General features: G+C 61.9%; 8 protein-coding genes. 6 read left to right on the top strand and 2 right to left on the bottom strand.

Annotated features, from left to right (window positions below; translation table 11 throughout):
• Positions 1–303 precede the first annotated feature (303 nt).
• The 4 genes from ACO07T_RS10800 to ACO07T_RS10785 all read left to right on the top strand — a co-directional run bounded on the left by ACO07T_RS10800 (position 304) and on the right by ACO07T_RS10785 (position 7,673).
• Entirely contained in the window at positions 304–2,244 is a 1,941-nt protein-coding gene (locus ACO07T_RS10800; RefSeq protein ID WP_422049419.1) for a thiocillin family RiPP, read from the top strand.
• A gap of 103 nt (positions 2,245–2,347) precedes the next feature.
• On the top strand, positions 2,348–4,594 hold the full coding sequence (locus ACO07T_RS10795; RefSeq protein ID WP_422049418.1) for a TOMM precursor leader peptide-binding protein: 2,247 nt from the start codon (positions 2,348–2,350) through the stop codon (positions 4,592–4,594).
• A gap of 14 nt (positions 4,595–4,608) precedes the next feature.
• On the top strand, positions 4,609–6,015 hold the full coding sequence (locus ACO07T_RS10790; RefSeq protein WP_422049417.1) for a SagB family peptide dehydrogenase: 1,407 nt from the start codon (positions 4,609–4,611) through the stop codon (positions 6,013–6,015).
• Positions 6,015–7,673: a S41 family peptidase gene (locus tag ACO07T_RS10785; RefSeq protein WP_422049416.1), complete on the top strand. Its 1,659-nt coding sequence runs from the start codon at positions 6,015–6,017 to the stop codon at positions 7,671–7,673. Before ACO07T_RS10790 ends, ACO07T_RS10785 begins: the two co-directional genes overlap by 1 nt.
• 4 nt (positions 7,674–7,677) lie before the next feature.
• On the opposite strand, the gene ACO07T_RS10780 is transcribed toward ACO07T_RS10785, so the two are convergent.
• Together ACO07T_RS10780 and ACO07T_RS10775 are read right to left on the bottom strand one after the other, a co-directional pair.
• Positions 7,678–10,113, bottom strand: coding sequence for a GcvT family protein (locus ACO07T_RS10780; protein ID WP_422049415.1), 2,436 nt, complete (start codon positions 10,111–10,113; stop codon positions 7,678–7,680).
• A 128-nt stretch (positions 10,114–10,241) separates the two neighbouring features.
• The gene (locus ACO07T_RS10775; RefSeq protein ID WP_209083856.1) at positions 10,242–11,132 is read right to left on the bottom strand and encodes an AraC family transcriptional regulator; all 891 of its coding nucleotides are present in this window, start codon (positions 11,130–11,132) and stop codon (positions 10,242–10,244) included.
• Between the two features lie 220 nt (positions 11,133–11,352).
• On the opposite strand from ACO07T_RS10775, the gene ACO07T_RS10770 reads away from it, so the two are divergent.
• Together ACO07T_RS10770 and ACO07T_RS10765 are read left to right on the top strand one after the other, a co-directional pair.
• Entirely contained in the window at positions 11,353–12,198 is an 846-nt protein-coding gene (locus tag ACO07T_RS10770) for an SDR family NAD(P)-dependent oxidoreductase (protein WP_422049414.1), read from the top strand.
• Positions 12,199–12,227: 29 nt separating this feature from the next.
• The gene (locus tag ACO07T_RS10765; protein ID WP_209077949.1) at positions 12,228–12,692 is read left to right on the top strand and encodes a (2Fe-2S)-binding protein; all 465 of its coding nucleotides are present in this window, start codon (positions 12,228–12,230) and stop codon (positions 12,690–12,692) included.
• The last annotated feature ends 1 nt before the right edge of the window (position 12,693 follow it).

Genomic DNA, 12,693 nt, shown 5'->3' with positions numbered 1-12,693 from the left:
TAATGCCGATGCGGACTTTATTTAAAAGTGTTTAGACAAAAAAACCCACGCCAAATTCGACAATTCAAACCTAAAATAAATATACAAAATCAACATCATAATCCAGATCACGAATATCCATTTACGTGTATTAGTTAAAATTAGCAGACCTCAAATCCACGCAAAGTCGTGGATATCTGACTTATGCACATCACCATAAAGTGATATAAAAAATAGCATTCCAAAAATATCGCGCCTGAATACCTATTCAATTTCACCAATACGGGCGCCGAAAATTTCAAATTTCAAATTGATGGAGTTGAGATGGCCAAGAAACCAGACTCATCACCCAAAGGCGACTCCGCTGAATCCGCCGAGGGTGCAGAGACCCCGCCCCCCGATACATCCCGACCTGCGCCCGATATACAGCTCGCCTGGGCGCAAATCATTTCCACCGCCTCACAGGACGCCAATTACGCCCAAAGCGCCTTCGCAGATCTGGCCTCCGCCTTCAAAGACATCGGCATTGAGGACATCTCCGACGTCGACATGGACAAAGATCTTGTCCCCGCCCTGCCGGACGCCCAGCGCATGGTCACCGGTGCGCTCAATCTCAAAGCGCAGGAACAGGCGGCGCAGGGCATGGTGGCCTACGGCTATTCCTACGGCACCTATGCCACCGCCCCCGCCGACCAAGCGAGCCATTGCCAACAAACCGCCGTCGATACCGCCGAAAGCCCGGATCAGGGCGACGCATCCCAAGACAGTTCAGACCAAAGTGATTTTCAAGGAGGACCCCAAATGTACACCGATCAATCAGGCACCACGGCCACCTATATGGGCGGTTGCGTAGGCTCCTTCGGAACCGCTGGCTCACTTGGGTCCATTGGCGGCACGGCGGGCTCCGCGGCCACTGTCGGCTCCTATGGCTCAGCCGGGATACCCGATCCCGAAGGCCCCGCCGCCACCGCCTTCACAAAGCCGACCCAGCCCACAATTCAAACCCAGCCAACCATCGCAAGCATCAAACCCACCATTGGCTCGCTGGTCAGCCGCCCCTGTGTTCCGACGCAACCCACTGTCGCCACGCGACCAACACAGCCCTGCATTCCAACACAACCCACGCAACCCTGCGTCCCAACGCAGCCCACACAGCCCTGTGTCCCTACGCAACCCACGCAACCGTGCATTCCCACATTGCCAAGCCAGCCGCCTTGCATCCTGACAAAGCCCTGCGTGCCCACCCAGCCGTGCATCCCGACGCAGCCAACCGACGCGACGATCAAGCCCACCATCGCCTCTCTGCAATCCCAGGCCAGTCTGGTGAGCCAGCCGCCCCCCATTTCCTCCACCCGCCTCTCCGGCAGCACCTATGGCGATCCGATGATGGGCGGCTGCTGGGGCAGCGCCGGCACCATCGGCAGCGCAGGCACCTTTGGCGGCACCGCTGGCACTGTGGGCACCGGAGCCTGCTACGGCAGTGCCGGGGATAGCGCCAAGCTCACCCCCGTGGATCCCTGCACCGGCAGTGTGGTGACACAGCCCACCATCGCATCGGTCAAACCAACCATAGCGACGCTGCAAACCGTGGCCTCCCGCCTCACACAGGCGTCAATCAAGCCAACCGTCGCCACGCAACAGACTACAGCGTCGCTGAAAACCATCGGCTCGCTGGTCTCACAACCTGCGCCCCTTTCCGCAGAGCCCATGGCAGGCGGCTGCAATGGCACCTTCGGCACCGTCGGATGCCTTGGCTCCGTCGGCGGCACAGCAGGCAGCGCAGGCACCGTAGGCACCTATGGGTCCGCAGGCATTGTCGCCGATCTGCAGACCGAGCGCGCCAATATGATCCCCTTTGGCCCATGTCAGCCAACAGCGATGACCACGGCCACCGCTCAAGGGACCTTCAAGGCCAATATGGCTGACATCAGCTCAACCCGTCTGTCCGGAGCCACCATGGGGTCCTTTGCCACCTATTGCGGCTGTGTCGCGGATATGGGGGATCTGCAGGATCCGATGATGGGCGGTTGTTGGGGCAGCGCAGGCACCATCGGCAGCGCTGGCTCCTTTGGCGGCACCGCGGGCACCGTGGGCAGCGCCGCCTGCTACGGCTGCGCGGGGGACTCGCTCACCATGGAGCTCAACCCCGCCGCCATGAGCCGCGCAACCGTCTCCACGCTGCGCTCGGCGATGGAGCTGCAACCGATGGGCGGCGCGGCCAGCTATGGCTTTGGCGCCACCGTAGCCACCTACCCCTACGGCTAAGCCCGCCCCGGTTTAGCCCTCGGCATCGCCCGCACACATTTCGCGGGCGATGCCACGCTTTCATTTTATTTCAGCGCTTTGCCCACAATCCCTGAGGTCTCTCATGCTCATCCGCCCAATTCTGAAGGAAAATTATCAAGCCTATACCGTCTATGGCGAAGGCCATGTGCTGCTCTCAGATTCCGACAGTTTTGCGCTTGAGGGGCATATCCTCTCCCATCTCCTTCCGCTTCTGAACGGGCAGAACAGCCGCGAGGACATTGCCGCCTTGCTCGCCTCCATCGCCACTCCTGAGGAAGTCTACGCCGCGCTGGATTATCTCACGCAGGCCGGCCATCTGCGCGAAGCCGACCCTGAGGCCAGCCCCGAGGAGGCGCTTTTCTGGTCGTCCCTTGGCATGAACAGTCAGGCCGCACGCGCACAGCTCGCGCAATTCCCAGTCACGGTTGCGGCCCCCAATGCCAGCGAGCAGGCCAATGCCATCGCCTGGGCGCAATCCGCGGGCCTTTACGTGGATCAGGAGGCCGGACGCATCACGCTTGTTGTGGTCGAAGACTACCTCGACGAAACCCTGCGCCCGCTCAACGCGCGGCTTCAGGCCAGTGGCCAGCCCTGGCTTCTGGTGCGCCCCTGGGGATTGACGCCGCTGGTCGGGCCGCTCTTCATCCCCGGTGCAACAGGATGTTGGGAATGTCTGGAAAGCCGTCTTCTGGAAAACCGCGATGTCGAGGTGATGCTCGCGGGCCGCATGGCCATCAAAGGCGCGCCTCCGCGCCCTGTGGTGCAGTCAGATGCCTTTTATGCGCAGGCGCTTGCTTCGGCCACGACCCAGCTGATGCGCTACATCGTGTCCGGCCAGAACCCCGAAGTTGCAGGCGTGCTCAACCAGCTCATGCCGCTCACGCTGGAACGCAAACCGCACCGTCTGCTCAAACGGCCGCAATGTGCCTGCTGCGGCACCCCCAGCCTCGGGATGGTGGGCGGCGCCCCGCAACAGTTTGAGGACCGCGACGCCGCCGACGGGGTCGAGAATGGCGAACGCGCCGCCAGTGCCGCGCAAACGTTCGAGAGATACGCCATCCACATCAGCCCGCTCACCGGCGTCATTAAAGAGCTCACCCCCTCGCCCTACAATGGCGTCACCCCGTTGCGCACCTATTCTGCGGGCAACAATCTGGCGGTCAAACCCAATGGTCTCTGGGGCCTCAAACAGAACCTGCGCTCGGTGTCCTCCGGCAAAGGGCGCACCGATCAGCAGGCCCGCACCTCCGCGCTCTGTGAGGCGCTGGAGCGCTACTCCGGCAAGTATCGCGGCGAGGAACTGCGCGTGCCTGCCTCCCTTGAAATGCTTGGCGACAGCGCGCTGCACCCCAATGATCTGATGCTTTATTCCGACAAGCAATATCAGGATCGCGAGGAATGGAACGCCCGCGGCAGCCAGTTCCAGATCGTCCCGGAAAAGCAAACCGCAGATGAGGTGGTCGACTGGACCCCGGTCTGGTCCGTCACCGAGGAGCGCATGAAATACCTGCCCACCTCGATGTTGTTTTACTCCTACCCTGCGCCCAACAACCGTTTCACCTCTTGGGCGGACAGCAACGGTGCAGCGGCGGGATCCAGCTATGAGGATGCCTTTCTGCAAGGGCTGATGGAGCTTGTTGAGCGGGATTCCGTGGCCATCTGGTGGTACAACCGCCTGCCCATGGCCGAGGTTGATCTTACCGGTCTCGATGATGCGTTTGTGGCCGAGAACCGCGCCTTTTATGCCCAGCACAAGCGCGAGTTCCACGTGCTCGACATCACCACGGATCTTGGCATCCCGTCTTTTGTCGCCATCAACCGCCGCGTCGGCGGGCCGACAGAGGACATCGTCATGGGCTTTGGTGCACATCTGGACGCCCGCGTGGGCATCCTGCGGGCGCTCACCGAAATGAACCAGTTCATGCCCGCCGTGCTCAGCGTCGGCGTGGACGGGCGCACCCATTATGCCTTTGACGATCCCGACAGCCTGAACTGGTGGCAAACCGCCACCTATGAAAACCAGCCCTACCTCGTGCCGACCGTCACAGCGCGCAAGCTCGAGGACTATCCACAGATCTCCGCACCCCGCATCACCGACACGCTGCGCGACGCCATCTCTCGTGTCGAACAGGCGGGCCATGAGGTCTTGGTGATCAACCAAACCCGCGCCGATATTGGCCTCCCGGTGGTGCGTGTCTTCGCCCCCGGCCTGCGCCATTTCTGGGCGCGCTACGCCCCCGGTCGTCTTTATGACGTGCCGGTCAAAATGGGCCGGATGGAGCGCGCTTTGACCGAAGAACAGCTCAACCCCATCGCGATGTTCCTCTGAGAAAGGAAACCGCCATGCACCTCTGGATAGATCCCCCTCAGGATCAAGACACCGCAACGCTGCTGGACACCGCGCTCACGCCGCACTTGGTGAATGCCCCCGACTTTGTGGAGACCCTGCGCGCGCTGCTGTCAGATCCGGACGGCACGCCAACAGCAGCCATCGCCAAGGCCAGCATTGAGGCGCGCGACGCGGGCCAATCTATGGCTGAGGACGTGCTGCAAAGCACACTCCTTACCCTCGGCGCGATGGGATGTCTGCGCTACGGCTCAGAGGAGCGCGACGAGGCCGTCATCACCATCTGGCCGATCCAACAATATGTGCTTCCCCCGCTGCAGCCGGAACCGGATCCGGAAGCCCCCTACCGGCTCTCGCGTTTCACCAACATCCGGCGGGAGGGCGACACCCTGATCCTGGAGCGTCCGCTCTCAGGCTATCGCGCCAGCCTGCGCACAGACACAGTCACCGGCTCCAAACTCCTCGCCCTCTTCACCGAAGGCGCAACCGCCGCAGGCCTCTCGCAGGGCCGCATCCCGACCGGCCAGCGCGACACCATCTGCGCCATGCTGTCTCTTGCGGGCATCATCGGCGCGGTGGATGAGGACGGCAAACTGGCGGAGGATAACAACGACACTCTGCGCCAGTGGGAGCCGCAAGACCTCGCCTTTCACGCCCGCTCCCGCATGGGGTTCACCCATGATCCCATCGGCGCTACCTTTCAGTTCAAAGACGACATCTACGCCCAGCCTGCCCTGCATCCGGAGCCGGAAAACCTTGGCCGCGTTCCGCTGATGGCAGCAGATCTGGCCACGCTCTCGGCCACCGACCTGCCTCTGACACAAGCGATGGAGCTGCGCAGCTCGCGACGCCCGCGCATGCGCCGCGCTCTGACGCTGGCGGAACTCGGCATCTTTCTCTACCGCACCGCCCGCATCCGCTCACATTTTGAAACCGACCTCGGCAGCTTCACCTCCCGCCCCTATCCTTCCGGTGGCGGCGCCTATGAGTCTGAAATCTACATCACCGCACAAAACGTCGCCGGCCTGCGCCCTGGTTTCTACTTTTATGCAGCGGCCAGCCACGAGCTCCTATTATTGCGCGACTGGGACGCCTCTTGTGCTGCGCTGGCCAATGACGCACTCACCGCCATGGCCATGACCTCTGCCCCAGATGCGGTACTAACCTTTGGCAGCCGCTTTCAGCGCATGCAGTGGAAATATTCCGGCATGGCCTACGCCACACAGCTCAAAACCACCGGCGCGGCCTATATGGCCTTCTACCTCGCCGCCACCGCCATGGGCCTCTCCCCCTGCGGCCTCGGTCTTGGCAACGCCGCGCTTTTTGCCCAGCTCACCGGTCAGGACCCTCATGTGGAAGGCTCCATCGGCGAGTTTGCCCTGTCCGGTCCGGGAGACGCCTGATGCCACAACCCTCTGACAATCCGCCCCTTGCCCTCTGGGCCGTCCGCAATCAGGACACGCCCATCCCCGCCGATGAGCGCCGCGACATCGCCAACCGCCTGCGCGAGGTTTTGGGTGATTACTACGTGCATCTGCCGCAAAAGGTCGGCTCCATGGCGATCAACCCCGTGCGCGAGCTCGAACTGCTCGCCGATGATGCCGATGCCTATTTCTCCTCCCACGCCTTCTTCCGCCGTCTGCTGAGCATCTTCACCAGCCTGCGGGACCGCCACACCACCGTGCGCATGCCCGCTCCTTGGAACCAGATGATCGCCTTCCTGCCCTTTGTGCTGGAAAGCTGCTATGAGGATCAGCGGCGCAAGCTGATCGTCACCAAGCTGATCAATGCGCCGGATGATCCCCATTTCAACATCGGTGTCGAGATCACCCATTGGAACGGTGTCCCGATCCGCACGTTCATCGAGAATTTCTCCTGGCAGACCAATGGGTCCAACCCTTGGGCACGCATCGCGCTTGCCTTGCGCGCACTCACCCTGCGCCCCATGGCCTATGCCCAACCGCCTGATGAGGATTGGGTCACGCTCACATTCATCGACGGCACCGGCGCACAGCGCAACGCCACCTTTCAGTGGCAAGTGGTCATCGCCCCAAGCGCGCCTGCGGGGGGTGCGGGCGCACAAGGCGGCGTGGCAGAAGGGGCGGCCGAAGGTGGCGCGCCGCTGCTGGGGCTCGACGCAGGCACCGATGTGATCAACCAGGGGCTTCAGGCGCTCTTCTCCCGCCCGCTGCGCGCCCGCAGCCAGGTGCTGGGCCTCACCGCCGCGGACACCGGCCTGCGCGTGGATGAGCTGCAGGGGGCCACGCAGGCCGCCCCCGGCATCCGTCCCTCCATCCTCACCCTGCCTAGTGGGGAGAGCTACGGTGTGCTGCGGATTTTTTCGTTTCACACCAACAACATCCGCGCCTTTGTGGAGAATATGGCCAACATATTGGCGCAGATGCCGCAATCCGGTCTGATCGTGGATGTGCGTGCCAACCCCGGCGGCACCATCCCCGCAGGCGAAGCGCTCCTGCGCCTGCTCACCGACAAACCTGTCAGCTTCAGCCGCAACACCTTCCTCGCCACGCCTGCGACCCGCAAACTCTCCGGCGGCGCAGAGTTTTTCCACCGCTGGAAACGCTCGCTCGATATGGTGCTTGAGACCGGCCAGATGTTTTCGCAAGGCTTCCAGCTCGTCGAAGACGCCCACTGGCAGGGCTTGGAAGGCAGCTACACCGGCCCCGTCGTCGCCATCATCGACGCGCTCAGCTACTCCACCACCGATTATTTTGCCGCCGGATTTGAGGACAACAAGATCGGCAAAATTATCGGCCTTGATCCCACCACCGGCGCGGGCGGGGCCAATGTCTGGTCACTGGACCAAATCGACCGCTTCGCACAGGCCGCAGGCGCATCGCCCATGCCGCCGCTTGCTGCCGGTGTAGAGGCCAATATCGCCGTGCGCCGCGCACTGCGGGTGGGCGACAATGACGGCCTCCCGCTCGAAGGCCTCGGCGCACGCCCTGACTTTCTGCATCTCACCACACGGCGCGACATTGTCTCCGGCAATCAGGACCTTTTGCTGCGCGCCGTTGATGTGCTCAAAAACAGCGGCTGACGCCTCAACTGCGCACCTTGGTCAGTTCCGGATCATAGGGGGACGGCGTGATCACTTCGGCGTCGAAAAGCCCGCCGCAAAGGTCCGCCTGCATCCGCGTGCCAACCTCCGCCAATTCCGGCAGAACATAGGCCATGGCGAGGTTCATCCCCACGCGGTGCCCCCATGCGCCAGAGGTGACGGTGCCAACAATTTTGCCCCCGACCATCAGTGACGCCCCGCCACGAGCAGGCAGCGCGTCTGTGTCGATCTTCAGCGTGACCAACCGCCGCTGTGGCCCCTCCGCCTGTCGCGCCAGCAAGGCGTCCCGCCCCACAAACGCCCCTTTGTCCAAAGTCACAAACCGCGCCAGACCGGCCTCAAAGGGATCAAACTCGGTGAGGATCTCCGCCTTCCAATGCAGATAGCCTTTCTCTAGCCGCATCGCCTCTACCGCGCGGCTGCCAAACAGGCTCAACCCATGCGCTTCGCCAGCTTTGCGCAGCGCCAGATAGGCCGCATAAAGCTGATTGTTTGGCACATGAAGTTCATAAGCCAACTCCCCGGAAAAGCTCACAGACATCGCCACCGCTGGCGCGATGCCCACAAATGTTTCGCGCACGGACAACCAGGGGAAGCCTTCCGCTGACCAATCGCCGCGCGCCGCCGCCGCAAGCACGTCCCGCGCCTTGGGCCCTGCCAGCACAAGGATGGTGAAATCATTGGTCAGCGAGCGGATCTGTACATCCTCATCGGCCCCGATATGGCTGTGTAACCAGTCCATATCGTGATACTCCGCCGCCGCCGCAGAGCCATACCAGATACGCGCAGGTCCCGTGGCACTCGCAGGCAGATTGGCCACCGTGGCCTCACTCTTCAGCATGCCCTTATCGTTCAGCAGATAGCCCAGCCCGACACGCCCCTCTTTGCGCGGCAGGCGGCCACAGATCATCCGATCCAGAAAGCTCTGCGCATCCGCCCCGGTGATCTCAAACCGGTTGAACCCGCTCACCTCGGTCAGCCCGACGCCGCTTGCCACAGCCGCCACTTCCTTGGCCACAAGTGGCTCGACCTCGGTAAACCCGAAGCTGTGGCTCTCCTCAAAATCCGCGGTCGGCTTGATGTAGTCCACCCGCTCCCAGCCGTTCACCACGCCAAATTCAGCCCCCTCTGCGGCCAGCACCGGCGTCAAAGGGGTGGTCTTGATCGGCCGCCCCGCCGGGCGATGCTCATGGGGGAAGTGAAAGCGGAACTCGTTCTGGTAATCCTCAATCGCCTTCAGCGCGGTCAGCTCCACATTGCCGTGGCCCGTGAACCGGCGCGGATCAATCACCCAGGTGTCATAGCAGGCTTCCCCATGCACGATCTGCTGCGCCAGCAGCCAACCATGGCCACCACCCTCGCCCAACCCGGCCCGCAGGCCAATGATGCAATAGGCGTTGCGCTTGCCCGGGATCGGCCCGACCAGCGGCGCGCCATCAATCGTGTAGGTGATCGGCCCGTTGATCACCGTATGGATCCCCGCCTCCATCAGCGCAGGCATCCGCGCAAAAGCGCCCTCCAACACATCGGTCACCCGATCGAGATCATCTGGACACAGGGCGTTGGTGAAATTCGGATCAATCCCATCCATGCCCCAGGTCTTGCAGTCCTGCTCATAAAACCCGAGCAACAGGCCGTTCTTTTCCTGACGGCAGTAATAATCGCTGATCGGGCAGCGCAGCAGCGGCATCCGGTGCCCCGCATCCCGAATGGCCGGGATCTCCTCGGTCAGGAAATACTGGTGCTCCATGGAGGCCACCGGATGATGCACCCCCATCATCGCGCCCACCTCATTCACGCGGTAGCCGCAGGCGTTCACCACAATATCGGCGTGGATCGTGCCCTTGGGTGTCTCCACCTCCCAAGTGTCATCCTTGAGCTGCCGCAGCGCGGTTACCGGCGTGTGCCGGTGCACCTCTGCGCCTGCAAGCCGCGCCCGCCGCGCCAGCGCCTGACAGAGCTGCGCCGGATCAATGTCCCCATCCATCGGGTCCCAAAGCCCGCCCAGCAGGTTGTCTGTGGAAATCAGCGGATGCCGCCGCGCACATTCCTCCGCATCAATGACTTCAAATTCGACATCCATCCCCCGCGCCATGGAGGCAAAATGACGGTATCCCTCCATCTGCGCCTCAGTGTTGGCCAGCCGGATGCCACCGTCACCATGGTGATAGTTGATCGGATACGCGGGATCATTGGCCAGCTCCTGATAAAGCCGTATCGAATGGCTCTTCAGGCCGACCATGGTCTGCGTCATGCCAAAGTTGGTGACCTGCGCGGCGGAGTGCCATGTGGTGCCGGAGGTCAGCTCATCGCGCTCCAGAAGCATCACATCGCTCCAGCCCTCCTGCGTGAGATGATAGAGCGTCGAGCAGCCCGCAATGCCGCCCCCAATCACAACAACCTTGGTCCGCGTCTTCATCCTGTGGCTCCCTCTCCTCAACCTCTACGTGGAGCGTGAGAAAGCAAAACCGCCACCGCAAGCGCTTTTCCGACACGAACTGCGTGTTTTTCAGTTTTTTCAGAGACCTGCGGCCACTGAAAGCCGCCTCAGACCGCCACCGCCGCTGAACTGCGCTGATCACTTGGGGAGATCCCAAACTTGCGGGAGTATTCGCGACTAAACTGTGTCGGGCTTTCATAGCCCACATCATAAGCGGTCGCCGCCACTGTCAGACTGCCGATCGACAACAGACGCCGCGCTTCCATCAGACGCAGCTCTTTCTGGTATTGCAGCGGCGTGGTCGAGGTCACCGCTTTGAAATGCTCATGAAACGCCGATGCGCTCATGCCGGATTCCGCCGCCAGATCCGCCACCGGGATCTGGGTTTTGAAGTTTGCGCGGATATAGGCAATGGTCTTGGAAATCCGGCTCGCCGCGCTTTCATGGCGCAACAGCTGGCGTAGCATGGCCCCATGCCGAGCCCGCAGCAGGCGGAAGTGAATTTCCTTCAGCACCAATGGCGCCAATGCCCGCGCCTCGACCGGATCGCGCGACAGCTGATAAAGCCGGACCACCGCATCCACCAGCGCCGCATCGCCCTTGTCCACATTCATCGAATGCAGCTCTTTGCTCGGCTCCCCGATCCCGCCAATCTCATCATAAAGACTGCGCGCCAACGCCAGATCCAGTTTCAGCGCCAGCGCCACATAAGGCGCCTCCGCGCTGGCCTGTATCACCGCAGACTCCACATGCACCGCATGGCTGACCACCAGCGTGTCCCCCGCAGTGTAGCGGATCACCCGCCCGCCGATCTGTGCTTCTTTGGTGCCCTGCAACACCAGACACATGATCGGCTCATAAAACCCCGGCGTACAATCGCTCACATTGGGGTCTGCAAAGGCAAACAGCCCGTCCACCCCGGTGACACAGCCAACGCCCAATGCGCCCTGTTCCGCCACATGGTCAAAAACGTCCTGCACAAAATCTTTTGTGATCATCGGGGCCTCCTTTGCCCCACAAATATAGGGTCGTTGCGCCGCAGAAAAATACACAAAAGCCGCCGCTCTGGAGGATTAGGCAGATCATTTGGAGAAACAGGCAACCTCTTTGCCCTGCTCTGTGCTATCTTGTGAGCGCGAACATCACTTTTCCCGCTCACGAAACCCATGCTACTTCAGCGCCTTTTATCGCAGCTCTGACGCAGGAACGAGAGACACCATGTATCAAGACGCACTTCAGGCAGGCGGCTGGGCCGTTGTCACCGGCGGCGCAAGCGGCGTCGGCTTTGCCGCTGCGGAGCGCTTTGCGCAGGATGGCCTGAGCGTGCTGTTGGCGGACCTGCCCGGCGCGGCGCTCTCTGAGGCGGCGGAGGCCATCGGCGATCTGCTTGCCGAGGGGGCGGAGGTCACCACCCTGCCCACAGACGTGAGCGATGCAACCGCCATGCAGGCCCTTGCAGATGCAGCCTTTGCGCTTGGCGACGTGGCGGTTTTGATGAACAACGCAGGCATCGGCCTGCCAAGCAGCAGCTGGGATCATGCCGAGGCCTGGCGCAAAACGCTGGAGGTCAACCTCTTTGGGGTGATCAACGGCCTGCAGGCCTTTCTGCCCCGCATGGTGGCCGCAAACCGCCCCGCCGTTGTGATCAACACAGGCTCCAAACAGGGAATCACCACACCACCGGGCAACCCGGCCTACAACGTCTCCAAGGCGGGTGTGAAAGTCGCCACCGAAAGTCTCGCCCATGAGCTGCGCGAAGCCCGCGCGCCGATTTCCGCCCATCTGTTTGTGCCCGGCTTCACCTATACCGGCATGATTTCGCGCCATATCCCCGAAAAACCGGCCGGCGCTTGGACATCTGAGCAAACCGTAGATCATTTGATAACGCGCATGACGGTAGGGGATTTTTACATCCTTTGCCCGGACAACGACGTATCCCAAGCACGCGACATGCGCCGTGTGACCTGGGCCTTGGGGGACATCCTTGAAAACCGCCCCGCCCTATCGCGGTGGCACCCGGACTATGCAGAGCAATTTGCAGAGTTTGAACAACCAAAAGACTGATAACTGAGCCAGAGGGAGACCTGATAGCTATGGCAATCTCACTGAAATTGAACGGCAAGACCCATGAGGTCGAGGCCGAACCGGGCACCCCGCTGCTGTGGGTGATCCGCGATGAGCTGAAACTGACCGGCACCAAATTTGGCTGCGGCGTGGCCTCCTGCGGCGCCTGCACCGTGCATCTGAACGGCGAGCCTGTGCGCTCCTGCCAGACCTACATCGAAGATGTGGAAGACGCCGAAATCACCACCATCGAAAAGATGGAAGAAGACAAAGTCGGCGCGGCCGTGCAGCAGGCATGGCTGGAGCTTGACGTTGTGCAATGCGGCTACTGCCAGTCCGGCCAGATCATGAACGCCGTGGGCCTACTGCGCGAAAACGCCAAGCCCACCGCTGAAGAGATCGACGATTACATGTATGGCAACGCCTGCCGCTGTGCCACCTACCAGCGCATCCGCGCCGGTGTGCAGCGTGCAGCCGAAATTCTGGAGGCATAAG

The organism is Shimia sp., from assembly GCF_965227725.1.
Classification (GTDB): domain Bacteria; phylum Pseudomonadota; class Alphaproteobacteria; order Rhodobacterales; family Rhodobacteraceae; genus Shimia.
This window is presented reverse-complemented; position numbering and strand designations above follow the sequence as displayed.

What these genes read in the sequence shown, in the direction of transcription:
- ACO07T_RS10765 (WP_209077949.1), top strand. Translation starts at nt 12,228, where the DNA reads ATGGCAATCTCACTGAAATTGAACGGCAAGACCCATGAGGTCGAGGCC.
- ACO07T_RS10800 (WP_422049419.1), top strand. Translation starts at nt 304, where the DNA reads ATGGCCAAGAAACCAGACTCATCACCCAAAGGCGACTCCGCTGAATCC.
- ACO07T_RS10785 (WP_422049416.1), top strand. Translation starts at nt 6,015, where the DNA reads ATGCCACAACCCTCTGACAATCCGCCCCTTGCCCTCTGGGCCGTCCGC.
- ACO07T_RS10790 (WP_422049417.1), top strand. Translation starts at nt 4,609, where the DNA reads ATGCACCTCTGGATAGATCCCCCTCAGGATCAAGACACCGCAACGCTG.
- ACO07T_RS10780 (WP_422049415.1), bottom strand. Translation starts at nt 10,113, where the DNA reads ATGAAGACGCGGACCAAGGTTGTTGTGATTGGGGGCGGCATTGCGGGC.
- ACO07T_RS10775 (WP_209083856.1), bottom strand. Translation starts at nt 11,132, where the DNA reads ATGATCACAAAAGATTTTGTGCAGGACGTTTTTGACCATGTGGCGGAA.
- ACO07T_RS10795 (WP_422049418.1), top strand. Translation starts at nt 2,348, where the DNA reads ATGCTCATCCGCCCAATTCTGAAGGAAAATTATCAAGCCTATACCGTC.
- ACO07T_RS10770 (WP_422049414.1), top strand. Translation starts at nt 11,353, where the DNA reads ATGTATCAAGACGCACTTCAGGCAGGCGGCTGGGCCGTTGTCACCGGC.